Annotated in this window: 14 protein-coding genes; 12 read left to right on the plus strand and 2 right to left on the minus strand. The window is 68.2% G+C overall.

Features of this window, described 5'->3' with window-relative positions:
- Window positions 1-74: 74 nt before the first annotated feature.
- Window positions 75-2,186 (minus strand): TonB-dependent siderophore receptor, encoded by a 2,112-nt coding sequence (locus EDF57_RS06620; protein WP_243840921.1) that lies wholly within the window; start codon window positions 2,184-2,186, stop codon window positions 75-77.
- 213 nt (window positions 2,187-2,399) lie between these two features.
- Here EDF57_RS06620 and EDF57_RS06625 point away from each other — a divergent pair, with 213 nt between their 5' ends.
- The 5 genes from EDF57_RS06625 to EDF57_RS06645 are packed head-to-tail and all read left to right on the plus strand — an operon-like array spanning window position 2,400 to window position 9,925.
- A complete protein-coding gene (locus EDF57_RS06625; protein WP_134093550.1) occupies window positions 2,400-3,386 on the plus strand; it encodes an efflux RND transporter periplasmic adaptor subunit in 987 nt (328 codons plus the stop codon).
- Window positions 3,386-6,490, plus strand: a complete 3,105-nt coding sequence (locus EDF57_RS06630; RefSeq protein WP_134093551.1) for an efflux RND transporter permease subunit — start codon at window positions 3,386-3,388, stop codon at window positions 6,488-6,490. The genes EDF57_RS06625 and EDF57_RS06630 overlap by 1 nt, the downstream gene beginning before the upstream one ends.
- Window positions 6,487-7,872, plus strand: coding sequence for an efflux transporter outer membrane subunit (locus tag EDF57_RS06635; protein WP_134093552.1), 1,386 nt, complete (start codon window positions 6,487-6,489; stop codon window positions 7,870-7,872). Before EDF57_RS06630 ends, EDF57_RS06635 begins: the two co-directional genes overlap by 4 nt.
- A gap of 8 nt (window positions 7,873-7,880) precedes the next feature.
- Window positions 7,881-8,555, plus strand: coding sequence for a response regulator transcription factor (locus EDF57_RS06640; protein ID WP_134093553.1), 675 nt, complete (start codon window positions 7,881-7,883; stop codon window positions 8,553-8,555).
- Window positions 8,555-9,925 carry an ATP-binding protein gene (locus tag EDF57_RS06645; protein WP_134093554.1) on the plus strand — a complete coding sequence of 457 codons (1,371 nt, stop codon included), beginning with the start codon at window positions 8,555-8,557 and terminating at the stop codon, window positions 9,923-9,925. The genes EDF57_RS06640 and EDF57_RS06645 overlap by 1 nt, the downstream gene beginning before the upstream one ends.
- Window positions 9,926-9,932: 7 nt before the next feature.
- On the opposite strand, the gene EDF57_RS06650 is transcribed toward EDF57_RS06645, so the two are convergent.
- The gene (locus EDF57_RS06650; protein ID WP_134093555.1) at window positions 9,933-10,940 is read right to left on the minus strand and encodes an endonuclease/exonuclease/phosphatase family protein; all 1,008 of its coding nucleotides are present in this window, start codon (window positions 10,938-10,940) and stop codon (window positions 9,933-9,935) included.
- A gap of 158 nt (window positions 10,941-11,098) precedes the next feature.
- On the opposite strand from EDF57_RS06650, the gene EDF57_RS06655 reads away from it, so the two are divergent.
- From EDF57_RS06655 to EDF57_RS06685, 7 genes are all read left to right on the plus strand, one after another.
- Window positions 11,099-11,821 (plus strand): hypothetical protein, encoded by a 723-nt coding sequence (locus EDF57_RS06655; protein WP_134093556.1) that lies wholly within the window; start codon window positions 11,099-11,101, stop codon window positions 11,819-11,821.
- A gap of 88 nt (window positions 11,822-11,909) precedes the next feature.
- Window positions 11,910-12,539, plus strand: a complete 630-nt coding sequence (locus EDF57_RS06660; RefSeq protein ID WP_134093557.1) for a sigma-70 family RNA polymerase sigma factor — start codon at window positions 11,910-11,912, stop codon at window positions 12,537-12,539.
- Complete coding sequence (locus tag EDF57_RS06665) at window positions 12,523-13,470, plus strand: FecR domain-containing protein (protein ID WP_134093558.1); 948 nt, start codon at window positions 12,523-12,525, stop codon at window positions 13,468-13,470. The genes EDF57_RS06660 and EDF57_RS06665 overlap by 17 nt, the downstream gene beginning before the upstream one ends.
- A gap of 49 nt (window positions 13,471-13,519) precedes the next feature.
- Window positions 13,520-15,859, plus strand: a complete 2,340-nt coding sequence (locus EDF57_RS06670) for a TonB-dependent receptor (protein ID WP_243840922.1) — start codon at window positions 13,520-13,522, stop codon at window positions 15,857-15,859.
- A complete protein-coding gene (locus tag EDF57_RS06675; protein ID WP_134093560.1) occupies window positions 15,846-16,592 on the plus strand; it encodes a polysaccharide deacetylase family protein in 747 nt (248 codons plus the stop codon). Before EDF57_RS06670 ends, EDF57_RS06675 begins: the two co-directional genes overlap by 14 nt.
- A gap of 59 nt (window positions 16,593-16,651) precedes the next feature.
- Window positions 16,652-17,815, plus strand: coding sequence for a glycosyltransferase (locus EDF57_RS06680; RefSeq protein ID WP_166675192.1), 1,164 nt, complete (start codon window positions 16,652-16,654; stop codon window positions 17,813-17,815).
- 51 nt (window positions 17,816-17,866) lie between these two features.
- Window positions 17,867-18,817, plus strand: a complete 951-nt coding sequence (locus EDF57_RS06685) for a hypothetical protein (protein ID WP_243840923.1) — start codon at window positions 17,867-17,869, stop codon at window positions 18,815-18,817.
- Window positions 18,818-18,819: the final 2 nt, after the last annotated feature.

Raw genomic sequence — 18,819 nt, forward strand, 5'->3', positions numbered from 1 at the left:
TGCGGTCCGTCCGGAAAAACTTCGGAGGCGGGTTCTGCCAGAGCCCGGCCGCATGGGCCGGGCTCTGGCGGCGATCAAAGTGCGAAACGGACCGTGCCGAGGACCGTGCGCGGTGCGCCCGGAAGGTTGAGCAGCGGAGACGTGCCATGCCCGGAGACGATGTAGTTCTTGTCGAACAGGTTGTAGACGTTCATCTGCAACCGGGCCGGACCCACTTGCGTCCAGGCCATGGCGTCTGCGGTGAAGTAGTGCTCCAGCACGGTGGTGTTGGCAGGGTCGGCCCAGCGATTGCCGACGTAGTTGGCGCCCGCGCCGATGCCGAACTTCTCGCCGAAGCTCTTGGTGATGAAGGCATTGGCGGCGTTCTTCGGGGTCAGCGTGGCGCCCTTGTCCACGAAGAGGGGGTTGGCCGAGTCCGTCACTTGCGCGTCGAGGTAGGCGTAGCCCACGATGGCGCGGAAGCCCGAAGGCAGGTCGAGCGCACCGGATACCTCGATGCCGCGGGTGCGCTGGGTGCCGATGGGCACGACGACTTGCGGATTTGCCGGATCGCTGCCCTTGATCCCGGTACGGCGGAGAATGAACGCCGAGACCTGGATATTCAGCCGGCTGTCCAGCAGGGTATACTTGGCGCCGATTTCCTTGTTGGTGGTCTTCTCTGGCGCGATGTCGGTGTTGTTGGCCGCCAGCGCGAAAGTCTCTGCCGAAGGCTGGAAACTGGTGCTCCAGGACGCGTAATAGGACTGGATATCGTCCGGCTGGAACACCAGGCCCGCACGCGGGCTCCATTTCTTGTCGGTGCGCTGCAGCGGCTGCGCACGCGCCGGAATGATCAGGTCCGACTTCTGTCTGAACCAGTCATAGCGGACACCCACGAGCGCCTTGAAGCCCGCGCCCAGTTCGACGAAGTCCTGCGCATAAAGGCCGCGGGTGTCGAACGTGGAGACGGACTTGGCGCTCAGGGCCGTGAAATTGGCGTTGGACAGCGTCGGCAGAACCGGCGCCAGGATCGGCGTGACTGCGACGATGCGCGAAGCAATCGTGTCTGCGTCCTTCACCTGCCGCGCGATCTCCACGCCGTAGAGCATGGTGTGCTTCGTGCCGCCGAGTTCGAACTTGTGCGTCAGTTCCGACTGGTTCGACCAGCCATCCTCGTCGCGCAGGATGCCGCCGTGGGACAGCGTGACCGTGCCGGCCGCCGCATTGACCGCCGTGGTATTCGTGTTGTGGCGGTCCAGGGTATAGCGATAGTGACGGAAGCCGTTGCGGAACGACACCGCGTCCGAGAACCGATGCGCCAGCGTGACCGTCTGCGACAGGACTTCCGAACGGCTCACGTCCGTATCGCGGGCATTTGCGGCGCCGTAGTAGGTGGAGCGCGGAACGTCGACGACTTTGCCGTTGATGGCGGGAATGCCGAAATCGGTCAGGCGGCGGTCCTTGAGATAGTCGGCCTGGATCAGGATGGTGGTGTCCTTGCCTTCGCCGAGCAGCAGCGAGGGCGCCAGGGCCACGCGCTTCACGAACTGCTGGTCGCGGAAGCTGTCGCTGTCTTCCAGCGCGCCGGTGAGGCGGAAGCCGACGCCGGAGGTCGGATCGAACCGGCCGAGGTCGATCTCGCCGCGGGCCGTATCCTTGGAGCCGTAAGTCAGGGTGCCGGCCAGCACGTCGACATTCGGCTTCTTGGTGACGCGGTTGATCAGGCCGCCCGACGAGCCGCGCCCATAGAGCACTGCTGCCGGGCCCTTCACGACCTCGACGCGCTCGACATTGGACAAATCGCGGAAATAAAGGCCGTCGTCGCGGAAGCCATCGACGTATTGGTCGGCGATGGCGGTGAAGCCGCGGATCGTCACCTGGTCGCGCTGGCCATCGCCATGCGAGAACGAAACGCCGGGCACGTTCTTCAGGGCATCCTGCAAGGACAGCGCGCGCTGGTCGCGCAGGACTTCGGACGGCACGACCGCAACCGACTGGGGAAGATCCTTGAGCGGGATCGCGATCTTCGCAGCCCCGGATTCCTGCGCGACATAGCCCTCGTTCTCGCGAACGCCGGTCACGATGATCGAGCCTTCCGGCTCGCCGTCAGCGGCGGCGGCGGGCGCAGGGGCGATGGCCGGCAGGGCCATGGCGGAGGTAGCGAGAAAGCGCACGAAAGCGCCCTTCGAAGCGAAGAGTGAGCGCACCGACAATCTGAGAATCCCTCATGAAAATTTCTGCGACCGCGTATCAATAGCAGTGATGGGTTGCAACAAATTGTTACAACTCGTTACATTGGAGCAGGCAACCTGCGGATTTAACGCGCGGAAATGCCGCAATAATGGCTGGTCACGCGCTACATTGGGATTTGGTAAGGTTGCATCCAGCCTCTCCCAATCTCCACCGGCTAGGCCGGCCTCATGTATCGGTCTGCTCCCATCCTGCTCGTGCTGGTCCTCGCTGCGTGCCAGGATTCGCCTCGGAAATCCTCGTCGCCACCCGCCCATGCGGAGCTGATCGCTCATGAAAGCGAGCTGCTGAAGCTGACCCTGACGCCGCGGGCGCAACAGCGGCTTGGGCTTGTTGTCCAGCCGGCGGGCGGAGGCTCGGCGCGGCAGGTGCGGCAGGTAACCGGCGAAATCGTGGTTCCGCCCACCGCCGCCGGGGGCGTGCCGACCAATTCCTTGACCAATCTGGCTCAAGTGGGATCGCAGCAGGCCGTAGCCGACGGCGAGGTTGCGCGGACGGAAGCGCAGGCGCGACTTGCACGCATCGCCCTGACCCGCGCAGAAGCTCTCGTGCGTGAGGAAGCCGGCAGCATCCGCGCGCGGGACGAAGCGGCGGCGGCTCTTGCGGCCGCGCAGGCGGCGCTCGGCGCGGCGCGGCAGCAGCGGCGGCTGCTTGGCCCTTCGGTCGCGGCACTGGGCGACCAGTCGGTGCTCTGGGTGCGGGCTTCGGTCTTCGCCAGCGACGTGGGGGCCGTCGTGCGCGGAGCGGAGGCCATGGTGCGCCCGCTTGGCGTGCAGGGGCGCGAGCAGGCACGCGGTGTCCGGCCGGTGCAGGCGCCGCCCTCGGCAGACAGCGCGGCGGGAACCGTGGACCTCTATTACGCCCTGGGCAATCGCGACCGTCAGTTCCGGGTCGGCCAGCGCGTTGCCGTGGAGCTGCCGCTGGCGGGCCGGACTGCGGGCCTTTCGGTTCCCTCTTCCGCCATCGTTCGCGATATCTACGGCGGCGAATGGGTCTACCGAATGACCGGCAAGGACACTTTCGTGCGCCAGCGCATCGAGGTCGCTGCTGAAACCGGCGGACAGGCGCTGCTCGCGCGCGGTCTGGAGCCGGGCGCGCAAGTGGTGACGGTGGGTGCGGCCGAACTCTTCGGCACCGAGTTCGGGGCGGCGCACTGATGCTGGCAGGACTGGTCCGTTTCGCGCTCGCCCAGCGCGTCCTCGTGCTCGCGGTGGCGGCGCTTCTGGTGGTGCTCGGCATTCGCGCGGGGCGCGATGTCCCGCTCGATGTCTTCCCCGAATTCGCGCCGCCGATGGTCGAGATCCAGACCGAGGCGCCCGGCCTTTCCACCGAGGAAGTGGAAAGCCTCGTCACCGTTCCCATCGAGACTGCCGTCAATGGCGTGCCCGACCTGGCGACACTGCGTTCCAAGTCGGTGCTCGGCCTTTCGTCGGTGCAGATCCTGTTCGAGCGGGGCACCGATGTGATGCGCGCCCGGCAGATGGTGGGCGAACGCATTGCGCAAGTCCAGCCGCGCCTGCCGCTCGCCGCGCGCCAGCCGGTGCTGATGCCGCCGCTTTCCTCCACCAGCCGTGCCATGAAGATCGGGCTGACCTCCGGGAAGCTGGATCAGATGAAACTGTCCGAACTGGTGCGCTGGACGATCCGGCCCCGGCTCATGGCGGTGCCCGGCGTGGCCAACGTCGCGGTATGGGGCCAGCGTGACCGGCAGCTTCAGGTTCTCGTAGATCCCGACCGCCTGCGCGCCGCCGGCGTCACCCTTGCCGAAGTGCGCGCCGCTGCCGGAGACGCGGTGCTGGTGGGCGGCGGCGGCTTCGTCGACACGCCGAACCAGCGCATTGCGGTACAGCAGGCAGGCGTGGTGCAGGACGCTGCCGGGCTCGGCCAGGCCATCGTGCGCCAATCGGGCAGCGCGCCCATTCGCCTTTCGGACGTCGCTCGCGTGATCGACGGCCACGCTGCGCCGATCGGCAATGCCATCATCGATGACGTGCCCGGCATCATGCTGATCGTCGAGAAGCAGCCGACCGCCAACACCCTGGAACTGACCCGGGCCGTCGAAGCGGCACTGGGCGAACTCAAGCCCGGTCTCAAGGACGTGAAGGTCGACACCACGATCTTCCGCCCGGCCACGTTCATCGAACGCTCGATCGACAACCTGACGCGCGCCCTGCTGATCGGCTGCGGCCTGGTGGCGGCGGTGCTGTTCCTTTTCACCCGCGACTGGCGGCAGGCCATCATCAGCCTCACCGCGATCCCGCTCTCGCTGCTGGGCGCTGGCCTGGTCCTGCTGTGGAGCGGGGCGACGATCAATGTCATGGTGATCGCCGGTCTTGTGGTCGCGCTGGGCGAAGTGGTGGACGATGCCATCATCGACGTCGAGAACATCGCCCGGCGCCTGCGGCTGGAGCGTGAGGCCGCAAACCCGCGCTCCGCCTTTTCAGTCGTGCTGGCCGCCTCGCTGGAGGTCCGCTCGGCGGTGGTCTTCGCCTCGCTGATCGTCATGCTGGTGTTCCTGCCGATCTTCTTCCTCGGCGGCGTGGCGGGCACGTTCTTCCAGCCGCTCGCCATCGCCTATGTGCTTGCCATTGCCACCTCGCTGCTGGTGGCGCTCACCGTAACCCCGGCGCTCTGCCTGCTGCTCCTTCCCGGCGCACCGCTGACCGAGGAACGCGACACCCGCGTGGTGCGCTGGCTGAAGCGGCGCTACGCGGGCGCGCTGCCCCGGTTCGTCGTGCGGCCCCAGATGGCGATCGGCGTGGTGGCGGGCGGATTGCTGCTCTCCGGCCTGGGCTATGCGACGTTCAAGGACCAGTTCCTGCCCGATTTCCGCGAAACCGACTTCCTGATGCACTTCGTCGAGAAGCCGGGGACCTCTATCGAGGCGATGGACCGCATCACCATCCGCGCCTCGAAGGAACTGCGCGCGATCCCCGGCGTGCGCAACTTCGGCGCCCACATCGGCCGTGCCGAGCAGGCGGACGAAGTCGTCGGTCCCAATTTCACCGAGCTATGGATCAGCCTTGACGAAAAGGCCGACTATGATGCCTCCGTCGCCCGCATCAAGTCCGTGGTGGACGGCTATCCCGGCCTGTTCCGCGACGTGCTGACCTATCTGCGCGAACGCATCAAGGAAGTGCTGACCGGCGCGGGGGCCACCGTGGTCGTGCGCATCTACGGCCCCGAACAGGACGAGTTGCGCGCCGCCGGCCAGCGCGTCCGCGATGCGGTTTCCGGGATTGCGGGCGTGAGCGACCTCAAGCTGGAAAGCCAGGTTCTCGTTGCCCAGCTGCGCATCCGCCCGCGTCCCGAAGACCTCGCGCGGCTCGGCCTCACGGCGGGTGAGGTGCGCCGTCAGGCCCAGACGCTCGTGGCCCAGCAGAAAGTGGGCGAAATCTACCGCGAGCAGAAGGCGTTCGACGTGGCGCTCTGGGGTGAACCGGCGGTGCGCGGCAACATCTACGCCTTGCGCGACCTGATGATCCAGTCTCCCACCGGCGCGCCCGTGCGCCTCGCCGATATCGCCGATGTCGAGATCGTGCCCGCTCCCAACGAGGTGAAGCGCGAGAACGGCCAGCGCCGGCTCGACGTGACGCTCAATGTGTCCGGCGCCGATCTGGGCACCGTGGCGCGCGGCGTCGAGGCGGCGGTCGGCAAGGTTCCGTTCGCCACCGGCTATCACCCCGAAGTGCTGGGCGAATATGCCGCGCTCAGGGAGTCGCGCCAGCGCTTGTGGACCACCGGGGCGCTCTGCCTCGTGGGTGTGCTGCTGCTGGTGTGGATCGAGTTCCGCTCGCGCCGGATCACCACGCTGGTCGGGGTGAGCCTGCCCTTCGCGCTCGTCGGCGGCGTCGTTGCCGTGGCGCTGACGGGCGGGGTGCTGTCGCTCGGCTCGCTGGTCGGGTTCGTGACGGTAATCGGCATCGCCGCGCGCAACGGGATCATGCTGCTCTCGCATTATCGCCATCTGGAGCGGGAGGAAGGCATGGCCTTCGGCCGCGACCTCGTACTGCGCGGGGCGGAGGAGCGGCTGGTGCCGATCCTGATGACGGCGGCCTGCGCCGGGCTGGCACTGGTGCCGCTGATCGTGGCCGGCAATGCTCCGGGACACGAGATCGAGCATCCCATGGCGATCGTCATCCTGGGCGGTCTGATCTCCTCGACCGTGCTGAACCTGTTCCTGATGCCCGCACTCTACGCGCGCTACGGGGAGGAGAAACGCACGCCGCCGTCCGCCGAACCCACGGAGGTCTTGGCATGACCCTGCGCCTTTCGCGCTGGAGCGCGCCCTTGATCGCGCTCGCCGTCTCCGCCTGCATGAGCGTACCTACGCCGCCTGAGACGGTGGTGCCGCCCGCCGCTGGGGGGCCGTTCGCCGCGCTGCCGGTCGCCTCGATCGAGGCGGTACCGGACGACTGGTGGCGGCTCTACGACGATCCCCAACTCGACGCGCTGGTGGAGGCGAGCCTTGCCGCCAATGCGGACTTGCGAGTTGCCTACGCCAACCTCGATGGGGCCCGCGCCGCCCTGAAGCAGGCGCAGGCCGCGCGATTGCCGACGACCACGATCGAGAGCGCTCTGACGGTCGACGACCCCAGCAATCAGCCCAGCGCCGCCTCGGTCTCGGCCAGCGACTGGGACATCGGGGCGACTGCCAGTTGGGACATCGACTTGTTCGGGCGCCTGCGCGCCGGGGCATTGGCCGCCCGCGCCGATGCCGAGGCGCAGCAGGCCGCACTGGACGGCGTGCGCGTCGCAGTGGTGGCGGACACCGTGCAGGCCTATGTCGAGTTCTGCGCCGCCACGCGTGCCATGGCCGAGGCTCGGGCCGTCTCCGCCGCGCAGGATCGGTCGGTGGCTCTGGTGCGCGAGCAGTTTTCCGCCGGCGAAGTCTCGCCGCTGGAAGTGTCGCAAGTCGCCGCGCTTGCTGCCTCCACGCGCGCCGGGATCGCGCCGTTCGAGGCGGGGCGCTCGAATGCGCTCTACCGCATAGCCACGCTGCAGGGCCGCCCGCCTGCCGAGGCGCGCACGCTGCCGCTGACCTGCAAGGCCGCGCCGCGTCTCAAGGCTGCCGCGCCCGTGGGCGACGGCACCGCGCTGCTGCTGCGCCGCCCGGACGTGCGCGAGGCGGAGCGCAAGCTGGCCGCCGCCGCCGCCCGCATCGGGGTGGCGCGGGCCGAGTTCTACCCGAGGGTCAATCTCGGCGGAGCGCTTGGCCTGCTCGCGGGCGGGTTCGACGCCGCCGCCTCGCCGCTGATCAGCTGGGCCTTTCCCAACATCGCTCCGGCCCGCGCGAAGATGGCGCAGGCCCGCGCTTCCGAGCAGGCGGCGCTGGCCGGATGGGATGTGGCGATGCTGAAAGCGCTGCGCGAGGTCGAGACCGCGCTGGCGGCTTATGATGCCGAAGCCCGCCGCAACCGGGACTTGGGCGAGGCGGCCCTTCAAGCGCAGGCCTATGCCCGCCGTGCCACGGCACGCGTGCGCTACGGCGATGCGGCGGGCCTGCTCCAGGTCGACGCAGAGCGCACCGTTGCCGCCGCGCGCCTGGCCAAGGTCCAGAGCGATCTGGCCGTGGGGCAGGCGGAAGTCGCCCTGTTCCGCGCGCTCGGAGGCGGCTGGCGCACCGGTGCGCAGGCGCGCTAGGCTGGGCCATGCGAATCCTGATCGTCGAAGATGACGAAGAGACACGGCGCTTCATCGCCAAGGGCCTGGAAGAGGCGGGACATATCGTGGGTTGTGCGCGTGATGGCGCCGACGGCCTGTTCCACGCGACCGACGGCGCGTTCGATGTCATCGTCGTCGATCGCATGCTGCCGGGGCTGGACGGGCTGTCCCTGCTCAAGGCGCTGCGGGCCACCGGAAACGGCACGCCGGTGCTGATGCTGACCGCGCTCGGCGGGATCGCGGACCGGGTGGACGGGCTGGAAGCGGGGGCCGACGACTACCTGGTGAAGCCCTTCGCCTTTTCCGAGTTGAGCGCGCGCATCAATGCCCTGGGCCGCCGCCCGCAAGTGCGCGTCGATGCGAACCGGCTGATCGTGGGCGAGATCGTGCTCGACCTGGACCGCCGGACGGTGGAGCGCGGGGGGCGGCGCGTGACCCTGCAGCCGCGCGAGTTCACGCTGCTGGCCGAACTGATGCGCAACCCGCGCCGGGTCATGACGCGCACGATGCTGCTGGAACGCGTTTGGGACTTCGACTTCGATCCGAAGACCAACATCGTCGAGACGCACATGAGCCGTCTGCGCTCCAAGCTCAACGCCGGGTTCGACGGCGATGCGATCGAGACCGTGCGCGGCGCGGGCTACATGATGCGGGGCGGCTGATGCTGCGCAAGCCCAGAGTATGGCTGCGCCGGCTCTGGCGAACCACGACCGGGCTGGTGGCCATCGTCGGCATCGTCTTCGCGGCGGCCATCCTCGCGATCGGCGCAATATCCTATGAAGTGACGCACGAGGCGCTGGAGCAGCAGCTCGATCACCGCATTGCGGCGGAAACGGCGGGATTGCTGGCCGAGGCCCATCGCCATGGACTGCCCGCAATCGCCGGCGCCATCACCCGCCGCGAGGCTTCGCGGTCCACGGCGAGCCTGGAATACCTGCTGGTCGACCAGGCGGGCAGGCGTCTGGCCGGGAGCCTCCAGGCTGACGTTCCTGCCAAGCCGGGCTTCGAGGAGTTCCTCCATTATCGCAAGCCGGGGCAGGACGAGGTCGCCACCGCGCAGGCGCTCACCACGAAAGTCGCAGGCGGCACGCTGGTGGTCGCAGCCGACCGTTCGGGCCTGGACGAGATCGACCGGACGCTGGCGATCCTCTTTGCCGGGGCGCTGGCGGCAATGCTGGTGGTCGGCGCGCTGGCGGCCGGCATCATCGGCTGGCTGACTCAGCGCCGCCTCAGCCGTATCGACGCGACGGCGCAGGCGATCATCGGCGGAGACTTCACGCGCCGCGTCCCGCGCGATGGATCGGGAAGCGAGTTCGACCGGCTGGCCGGCACGCTCAATGCCATGCTCGACCGTATCGAGGGACTGATGGAGAGCCTGCGGCAGGTGTCCAGCGACGTCGCCCATGACTTGCGTACCCCGCTGACGCGGCTCTGCGGCAGCCTGGACCAGGCCGCCGGGGAGCACGACGAGGCCTTGCGTGCGGAGCGCCTCGACAGCGCCCGTGCGCAGGCGGCGGAACTTCTGGAAATATTCGCCGCCCTGCTGCGCATCGCCGAGATCGAGGGCATGAACGAGCGACTGCCCCGCCAGCGGCTGGACCTCACGGCGCTGCTGGAAAAGATGGCGGAGAGCTACAGGCCCGATTTCGAGGACAGCGGGCACATCCTGAAATGTTGGATCGCGCCGGACTTGTCGGTGCAGGGCGATCACCGGCTTTTGAGCCAGGTCGTGGCCAATCTGCTGGACAATGGCCTCAGTCACACCCCGCCGGGTACGACGGTGGAGCTTTACGCGCGCCCCACGGCAGGCGGCGTCTCGGTGGTCGTCGGGGACGATGGGCCGGGAGCCTCGCAGGCGGGTCGGGAGCGACTGTTCAATCGCTTTGCGCGCGGCGAGCAGGCGCGTTCCACGGCCGGGCATGGCCTGGGCCTCAGCATGGTCAAGGCGATCGCGGAGGCGCATGGCGGCTCGGTGTCGATCCTCGACGTACCGGGCTTCGCCGTGGAACTGCGGCTTCCGCGGAAATCCTGAGCCCGCCTCAGAGCGCGTAGTCGGCCACGTAGCCGAGATGGTCTGAAAGCCCGCTCCCGCCATTGCCGAGGCCGAAGGGGACGTCGAAGGCGCGCAGCGTCAGGCGGCCGTTGGCACCGGCGCGGAAGTATTGCTTGTCCTTGGCGCGGCCGAGGATCGCGGCACGGTCCGGCAGGGTCATGCCCGGCAGGCGGTGCGCAGCGGCAGCCAGGGTCGCCTCGCTGCCGCCCCCGACGATACCGCCGGCGGCGGTCTGGGCTGCGATCCGTGCCTTGTCATGCCCGGTGTTGAAGTCTCCGCCGAAGATCAGGTCGGTGCTGGAAGGGACATTGTCGCGGATGAAGCCGCGCAGGGCGGCAACCTGCCCGAGATAGGCCGCATTCGCCCGTGCGACACCCACGCCCGAGGCCTTGCGCGAGTTGAGGTGAGTGTCGGCAATGGCGATCGGGTCGTCGTGCCCGGGCACTTTCACCCAGGCGAGCAGCACGCCCTTGGCGGCAAGGCAGTCGAACCCGGCGCAGAGATCGGCGGGGAAGGCCATCTTGCGGGTCTGGACGATGGGGTAGTCGGACAGGATCACCAGTCCGCTGTCCACCCACTTGCCGATCCCTTCTCCCCTGAACCACGAGGCGTGCCCGGCAAAGTCGGTGTCGGAGACTTGCGAACCCACATCGGCGATCTGCGGCCCGATGGCGACATGGGTATAGCCGGCGCCCCGGGCTATGGCCTTGGCTTCGGGGATGAACGCCTCCTGCAGCAGCACGACATGGGGTTGGCGCCCGGCGATGCGCAGTTCGCCAAGGCGCTTGCCGATCTCCTCCAGCTTGTCGGCGCGGCCATAGGCGGCGGGGAAGGGCAGGCCCTTGACGTTGTAGGTCATGACCGAAAGTTCGTTTTCGGGAAGCGGCCGGGCGTCGCCGGGCACTTCGGACACCGCGGCAGGCGATGCGAGCGGCAGGTTAAGGGCCGCAATCCCGGCCAGGGCAGCAAGGGTCAACAAGCGCAGGCGCTTCACGCGAGATACTCCCACAGGTTCCGGCAATAGACGCCGCGGGCCCGCGTCACCCGCATGGCGAAAGTGCAGGGAAAATGCATGTGCGGTTCCTTTCGATCGGCGGAGTCTCATGGCTGTCCCGGCCTTTGCCCGGACGGCAACAGAGGGAAGCGGCGCGGATGCGCGGAACCAGAACCCTGAGTTTTATCTGCGTGCTGGCAGCGGCGGCGCCGCTGGGGGCCGAGACGCGGGCGATCAAGGTGCAGGGCGCCAATGCCGTGTCGCTGCTGCCCGGCCAGGTCCACTGGACCGCGCAGGACCGCGCGGCCGTCGACCGGGCAAAAGTGATCGACTTCTCCATGGACAAGGGCGATGCGGGCTGGAGCTTCGACTTTCTGTCGCTGCGCTCGCCCCGGCTCGGCGAAGACGCGTGCTGCGCCGCTGCGCGCCATTTCCATGGAGCGCAGGCCGGCATGGAGGCCTGGCATGCGCTGGGCGGCGGCGATGCGATCCGGCTGCGGGCCGATATGGGCAAGGCCAGTCGGCGCGCGTTTTCGGCCGTCGCCTTTCCGGCCAGGTCCAGGGCTGCTTATGCCGACGCGCACGTGACCTGGGACCACGGCGAGCGGCTGGCCATCTCTACCGGATGGTACCGGCAGGGCGGCTGGGGCCGGCGCCGCATGGACCTGGACGTGACGCGCCTGGGTAATGGCGAGGCTGCCGCCGCCAGCGGCTTGCGCGCGGCCGTGCAGCTTGCGGTTGGCGGTTCCGCCCGGTCGGCGCGATCCTGGATGATGCTGGAAGTCCGCGAAGGCAGCCGCGCGGCGTGCCTCGGCACTTGCAGCGGCGGAACGATGCGCCACGCCAGCGAAGCCGGCCTCACTTTCAATTCGTCGTTCTGAGGAGAAAACCATGACTCCATCGGCGCGATCTCGTAATGATCCGATCCAACTGGGAAGGGAGACTGCATTTGCGGAGGGAGGACGAGCGATGACGTCCCAGGGCCAGGAAGTGCCCGCCGATGCGGGTTTGCGCCAGCTATGCCTGGCGCTCCGCCCCGAACTGCGCCGCTTCCTGCTGGCGCGGCGCTTGAACGAGGCGGATGCCGAAGACCTTCTGCAGGACCTGTTCCTGCGCGTGCAAACCAGCGCGACCGGTCCGGTGCGCTCGCCCAGGGCCTATCTCTACCAGATGCTGAACAACATGGCGCATACCCGCCGCCGCACCGAAGCGCGGCAGCAGGCGCGCGATGCGGACTGGCTGGATGCGCCGGCAAGAACGGGGGCGAGAAAGGGGACGGGAACGGGGTCTGGATCGTCCGGCGCCGAGACGGAAATGCCCGATCTGGCGCCCGACCCCGAAACGACGCTGCTGGCGCGCGACCATCTGGCGCGGGTGGAGGCGCGGCTCGGCCAACTGCCCGAACGGACCGCCCATGTCTTCCGGCAGTACCGGATCGAAGGCGTTTCCCAGAAGCTGATCGCCCGGGATCTGGGCATAAGCCTCAGCGCGGTCGAAAAACATCTCCAGAGGGCATACAGTGCGGTGCTCGACATACGCAGCCGGCTGGATGCGGACGTGGCAGGCCAGACAGGAGGCACCGATGCAAGGGCTCGCTGAGAACACCATGCGCGAGGAAGCGATCGCCTGGCATCTGAAGCTGAACGACGGTTCGGACGCGGACTGGGACGGCTTCGCCAGCTGGCTCGAACGCGATCCCCGCCACAACGACATCTATGAAGCGGTCTGCGATGCCGATCTGGCGCTCGAACCCGCGGTGGCGATCGCCCGCGTGGAGCCCGCGGAAGCGGAAACGGAATCCCTGGCGGAAGTCTTCGAGGTGCATCGTCCGCGCCGCTGGATGTGGCCGGCCGTGGCCGCCTCCGTGGCTTTCGCGGCGCTCGGCAGCTGGGCGGTGATCGGCAGCCTCGGAAGCGCCTATACCGTGCAGACCGCACCGGGCGAGACGCGGACATTCGCGCTGTCTGACGGCACAAGGATCGTGCTCAACGGCGCCACCGAGATCGTACTCGACAAGTCCGATCCGCGCGTGGCCCAGCTCAAGACCGGGGAGGCGCAGTTCACGGTGCATCATGACGCCGCGCGTCCCTTCACGCTGACCGTGGGCGATCAGCGCATCGTCGACGTGGGAACCTTGTTCAACGTGCGCAGCGGCAAGGGCGCGCTGCGCGTCGAAGTGGCGGAAGGCGCGGTGCGGTTCGAGGACGGCATGACCTGGCTCCGGCTCAATGCCGGGGATACGCTGGAGGCGGCGGGCGGGCGTATCGTCGAAGGCGCGAAGCCGGTCGGGGAGATCGGCGGCTGGACGCGGGGCCGGCTGGTCTACCGCGATGTTTCGCTGGTGGACGTGGCGGCGGACATCACGCGGGCCAGGGGCATGTCGATAGAGATCGGTCCCGAGCTTGCGGATCGTCGTTTTTCCGGTGTCATTCAGCTTGATGGGGGCGATGCGGCCCTGCAAAAGCGCATGGAAACCCTGCTGGACGTGAAGGTGACGGCAACTGCCGATGGTTGGTCGATTTCGCGTTGATGGCTTTGGGGGAACCTGTCTTGCAGCTGCGGCGGCCCTTGCCGCCCCGGTGCCTGTGCCGGTCTATGCCCAGGCGCGCGCCGTACAGGCCTTTGCGGTTCCATCGGGACGGTTGTCCGATGCGCTGATCGCGCTGTCGGAGCAGGCCGGAATCTCGATCGCGATTGGCGATCCGCGGCTCGATGCCTTGCCCACGCGCGGGGTCAGGGGACGCTACGAGGTGTCCGAGGCGCTGCGCCGGGTGCTGGAAGGCAGCGGCTACGGATTCGTCTTCGTGAATGCGCGGACCGTGCGGTTGGTGAGACAGGCGCCGGTTCGGCCGCGCCGGTCTGGCGCGGCATCTTCGCCGCCTCTGCGTTCGCCTTCGCGGCCGACACCCCCGCTGGAAGGTTTCGGTCCCGACATCGTCGTCACCGCGACCAAGCAGCGTCTTGGCCTGCTGTCCTACCCGGCAAGCATCTCGGTGGTTCAGCCGGAGCGTAGCGAACTGGCGCGCGCGGGCGGGGAGGGCACCGGTTTCATCCTCGGCAAGTTGCCGCAGCTGTCCTCGACCAACCTCGGGCCGGGGCGTAACAAGGTGTTCATCCGCGGCATTGCCGACAGCAGTTTCAATGGCTCCAGCCAGGCCACGATCAGCCAGTACCTCGGCGAGACGCGCCTGATCTACAGCGCGCCCGACCCCGATCTTGCGCTGTACGACGTCGCGCAGGTGGAAGTGCTGGAAGGGCCGCAGGGCACGCTCTACGGCGCGGGCACGCTGGGCGGGATCATCCGCATCGTGCCCAATGCCCCCGATCCGAAAGCTTGGCGGGTCAATCTGTCGGGCGGGCTGCGCGCGACGCAGGACGGCGCCCCGGGCGGGGATGCCGTGGCCACCGTCAACCTGCCGCTCGTGGAAGGCAAGGTCGCGCTCAGGGCCGTGGTCTACCAGAGTATCGAGGGCGGCTACATCGACGACGCCGAGCGGGGCCTGAAGGACATCAACCGCAACAAGACCTCGGGCTTCCGGGCTGCCTTGCGCTGGCAGCCGGACCAGGCCTGGACGATCGACCTCTCGGCGCTGAGCCAGGACATAGGCTCGCGCGATGGGCAATATACCCTGCGCGGAGAACCCGACCTGATCCGCCGCTCCGCCATCGCCCAGCCGTTCGACAACGACTACCGCCTGGCCGACGTGACGCTGCGGCGCGACTGGGGCGATCTCCAGTTCCTGTCCTCGACCGGATATGCCGATCACTCGATCGATTCCACGTTCGATGCCACACGCTCCGGCGCCGGCAGTCCGGCCGAATTCACCGAGGAGATCAAGGTGCGCCTGCTCTCCCACGAAACCCGGCTCTCCGGGGAATGGGGCGGTTCCGGCACCTGGCTTGGCGGCGTGAGCCTGGTGCACAACGACGACCGCGTGGCGCGCAGGCTGGGCACCCCCGGCGCGCCCGATCTGCTGACCAGCCTTTCGAATACCACGCTCGACCTTGCCGCGTTCGGCGAGGCAGGCGTGCCGGTGATGCGCGATCTGGTGCTGACGGTGGGCGGGCGGCTGAGCTATGTGCGCCAGACCAGCCAGTTCACCGGGCAGATGGCCTCGGAGGACTATGAGCCGGCGCGGACCCAGAGACGTTTCCTGCCGTCCGCGGCGCTTTCGTGGACGGCGCGGCCGGGCCTGCTCGTTTACGGGCGTTTCCAGCAGGGCTATCGGCCCGGCGGACTTCAGGTATCCGGCTCCTCGAACTCGCAGTCGGCCGAGCGTTTCGGTGCGGACCGCATCAGCACGCTCGAAGGGGGGCTGCGTTTCGGCATGGACGAGGGATCGCGCCTGTCGGGCAGCATCGCGGCGTCGCTCGCGCAGTGGCGCGACGTTCAGGCAGACCTCGTGGGCCTGGACGGGCTGCCCTATATCGCCAACATCGGCTCGGGCCGGGTCCGCAACCTGGCATTCTCGCTGGCCTGGCATCCCCGCGACTTCCTTTCTTTCGAAGCGGCCGGGTTCCTCAATTCCAGCGACCTCTCGAAGCCGGCCCCCGACTTCGCCGATGCCACCGACCGCGACTTGCCCAACATCGCCGACGAGGGGTGGCGGCTGGCCGGCAAGTACGACCGGCAGATGGGCCGGGCTCGCCTGACGGTCGACGCCGCCGTGCGCTATGTCGGCCATTCGAAGCTGGCCATCCGCGCGCCTTTCGCGCTGGGGCAGGGGCGCTATTACGATGTCTCCACCGGCGCCCGCCTGGGCTTCGGCAAGTGGGGCATGTCGCTCGATCTCGACAATGTGCTGAACAACCGCGCCAACACATTTGCTTTCGGCAATCCCTTTACCGTTGCGGACGGCCTACAGCAGACTCCGATGCGCCCGCGCTCCATCAGGATCGGAATCGATGCCAGTTTCTGAAAGACGCCTGCTCGTCTCCATCCACGATGTCGCGCCCTGTTTCGAAAGCGAGGTCGACCGCCTGGCGGACCTGATCGATGCGCGGCTGGGACCGGCGCGCTATGCCATGCTGGTCGTGCCGGACCACTGGGGCCGCGCGCCGCTGGCGCAGGCACCGGCGTTCCAGGCGCGGCTCCGCGGCTGGGCGGAGCGAGGCGTGGAGATGTTCGTCCACGGCTGGTTCCACCGCGACGGTTCGCGGCATCAGGGCGCTGCCGGCTTCAAGGCGCGCCACATGACGGCCGGCGAAGGGGAGTTCCTCGGCCTCTCCCATGCCGATGCGCTGCAGCGGATGGCGGACGGCAAGGCGCTGATCGAGGATGTGATCGGCAGGCCCGCGGCGGGTTTCATCGCGCCGGCGTGGCTTTATGGACCCGGCGCCATGCAGGCGCTTGCCGAATGCGGGTTCCCGCTGGCGGAGGACCACTTCCGCGTCTGGCGGCCGGGTCATGAGGACAAGCCGCTGGCGAAAGGGCCGGTGGTGACCTGGGCATCGCGCAGCACGATGCGCACGGCATCCTCGCTGGCCTTCGCCGCTCTGGCCCGGCCCGCGCTCCAGCCGCTGAAGACCCTTCGGCTGGCGGTCCATCCCGGGGACGTGACCAAGCCCTCCATCGTCGGAAGCGTGGATGCCACGCTCCGCGCCTTTTCCCGCCGCCACGTTCCCGGCCGCTACGCCGACCTGATCGAATAAATCCTGTTTTACCGCACCGGGATGGTGCGGGTCTTGCCGGGGCGCGGAGTCCCATGGGCATGACAGTGCCCCTTCGGATCGCAATACCCATCCACAGCTTCGAACCCGGCGGTGTCGAGCGCGTGGCACTGGGCCTGGCTGAGCACTGGCAGCAGACCGGCCATCAGGTGATGATCGTGCTGGGACGGGACGAAGGGCTCGATCGCGGCCGGGCCTCGCCCAGCCTTGCCTACCGGATCCGTTCCAGCCGCGTGCCCACCGCGCGGTTCGAGACGCTCTGGATGATCTGGTGCTTCCTTCTGGCCCTTTCCCGCGAACGGGTGGACGTGATCTTCTGCCCGGGAAACACTTACGCGGTGGTCTGCTTCGCGATGTCGCTGCTGCTGGGTGAGCGCTGCCCGCCGATCGTCTGCAAGATCAGCAACGATCTGGTGCGGCGCGACACGTCGCCGCTGCACCGCGTGCTCTATCGCGGCTGGCTGCGCGCCCAGGGCATGGTCTTCGACCGCTTCGTGGCCCTGGCCGAGCCGATGCATGACGAGATCGTCGACCGGCTGGGCGTGGGCGCGCACCGGGTGGTGACGATCCACGATCCGGCCATGACCCGGCACCGCTTCGATGGCCTCGCCGCGATCCCGCGCCCTGGCAGGAGCCGCCATCGCTACCGGTTCCTGGCCCTGTCCCGGCTCGTTCCCCAAAAGAACCTCGAAGTCATGCTGCGCGCCTTTGCTGCCGGTTTTCGGCCGGGAGACGCGCTGACGATCGTGGGCGACGGGCCGGAACTGGCCCGCCTGCAAACGCTCGCGCGCCGTCTTGCCGTCGAGGATCGGGTTCACTTTCCGGGCCATGTCACAGACCCGGACCCCTATCTCCGCGACGCCGATTGCCTGCTCCTGTCCTCCGATTACGAAGGTGTTCCGGCGGCCGTGCTGGAGGCGATCGCGGCTGGCCTGCAGATCGTGGCGACCGATTGCTCCTCCAGCATGGACCTGCTTGCCGGGCAGGGCACGCGGGCGACTCTCGTGCCGGTGCGGGACATCGACGCGCTGGCACGGGCGATTGCCCAGGCCGATCGCCTGCCCCGGCCCGACCCCGCCCAGCGCCAGTATGCAGCCCGCTTTACCGTGGAGTCCGCCGCCGGTGCCTATGTCGCGGCGATGCGCCGGGCGATCGTCTCGGCGCGGCAGATCCGCATGCTGACGGGCGTTCCCACTCACCGATAGTCGCACTTTGCGCCTCCCGCACATCCCTCTTCATCCCTGAGGAAATACCCAGTGCCACAGCCGGCCTCCCTCCTGTCCGCGGCGCCGACCGGCGACCCCGGTTCCCCGCGCCCGATCGTCACGCTGCGCGCCCAGGATACCTTTTCCTGGAAACGCGGCACGTCGTTGGTGCCGGTGCTGTTCTCGATCCTGATCGCGCTGGGCGTGATCCTGGAACTGCGCGGCATGGATATGGCGAAGATCCTGGCCATGGTGCCGCGCGACGGCGGTTTCTGGTTCGTTTTCGCGGTGAGCTACCTGGCCGGCCCCGCGAGCGAATGGGTGATCTATCGCCGGCTCTGGCAGCTTCCCGTCGAGGGTTTCGCCGCGTTGCTGCGCAAGCTGGTCTGCAACGAATTGCTGCTGGGCTACCTTGGCGAGGCCTATTTCTACACTTGGGCACGGCGGCGCAGCGCCATGACGGCGGCACCTTTCGGGGCGATCAAGGACGTGTCGATCCTCTCGGCGATGGTCGGCAACGGGGTCACGCTGGTGCTGCTGGTCGCGCTGTGGCCCTTCGTCGGGTCCACGAGCATCGGGCTGGAGAACCGCACCGGGCTGCTTTCGCTTTCCGTGGTGCTCGCCACTTCGATCCTGGCGATGGCGTTCCGGCGCCGGATCTTTTCACTGGGGGCCGAGGTGCTGGGCTTCATCACCGTGATGCACCTGCTGCGCATCATCGTGACCACGATCCTCTCGGCGGTGCTCTGGCACATGGTCCTGCCGGGCGTTCCGGTGACCTGGTGGCTGCTGCTGGCCACGCTGCGACTGCTGATCTCCCGCCTGCCGTTCATCCCGAACAAGGACGTGGTCTTCGCCGGGGTGGCGGTCTTCACCCTTGGCCACGAGACGGACATCGCGGCGCTCATGACGATGATGGCCTCGGCGATCCTGCTGGTCCATCTGCTGCTGGGGCTGGGACTGGTGTTATACGACCTGGCGCGCCGGGTGGTCCGCCCGTGAGG

The sequence above is a fragment of the Novosphingobium sp. PhB55 genome (assembly GCF_004368805.1).
Lineage (GTDB): Bacteria > Pseudomonadota > Alphaproteobacteria > Sphingomonadales > Sphingomonadaceae > Novosphingobium.

Bases quoted from the DNA above. Each gene is read 5' to 3' on its own strand.
- EDF57_RS06630 (WP_134093551.1), top strand. From the start codon at position 3,386: ATGCTGGCAGGACTGGTCCGTTTCGCGCTCGCCCAGCGCGTCCTCGTG.
- EDF57_RS06675 (WP_134093560.1), top strand. From the start codon at position 15,846: ATGCCAGTTTCTGAAAGACGCCTGCTCGTCTCCATCCACGATGTCGCG.
- EDF57_RS06665 (WP_134093558.1), top strand. From the start codon at position 12,523: ATGCAAGGGCTCGCTGAGAACACCATGCGCGAGGAAGCGATCGCCTGG.
- EDF57_RS06655 (WP_134093556.1), top strand. From the start codon at position 11,099: ATGCGCGGAACCAGAACCCTGAGTTTTATCTGCGTGCTGGCAGCGGCG.
- EDF57_RS06680 (WP_166675192.1), top strand. From the start codon at position 16,652: ATGACAGTGCCCCTTCGGATCGCAATACCCATCCACAGCTTCGAACCC.
- EDF57_RS06645 (WP_134093554.1), top strand. From the start codon at position 8,555: ATGCTGCGCAAGCCCAGAGTATGGCTGCGCCGGCTCTGGCGAACCACG.
- EDF57_RS06660 (WP_134093557.1), top strand. From the start codon at position 11,910: ATGACGTCCCAGGGCCAGGAAGTGCCCGCCGATGCGGGTTTGCGCCAG.
- EDF57_RS06640 (WP_134093553.1), top strand. From the start codon at position 7,881: ATGCGAATCCTGATCGTCGAAGATGACGAAGAGACACGGCGCTTCATC.
- EDF57_RS06625 (WP_134093550.1), top strand. From the start codon at position 2,400: ATGTATCGGTCTGCTCCCATCCTGCTCGTGCTGGTCCTCGCTGCGTGC.
- EDF57_RS06635 (WP_134093552.1), top strand. From the start codon at position 6,487: ATGACCCTGCGCCTTTCGCGCTGGAGCGCGCCCTTGATCGCGCTCGCC.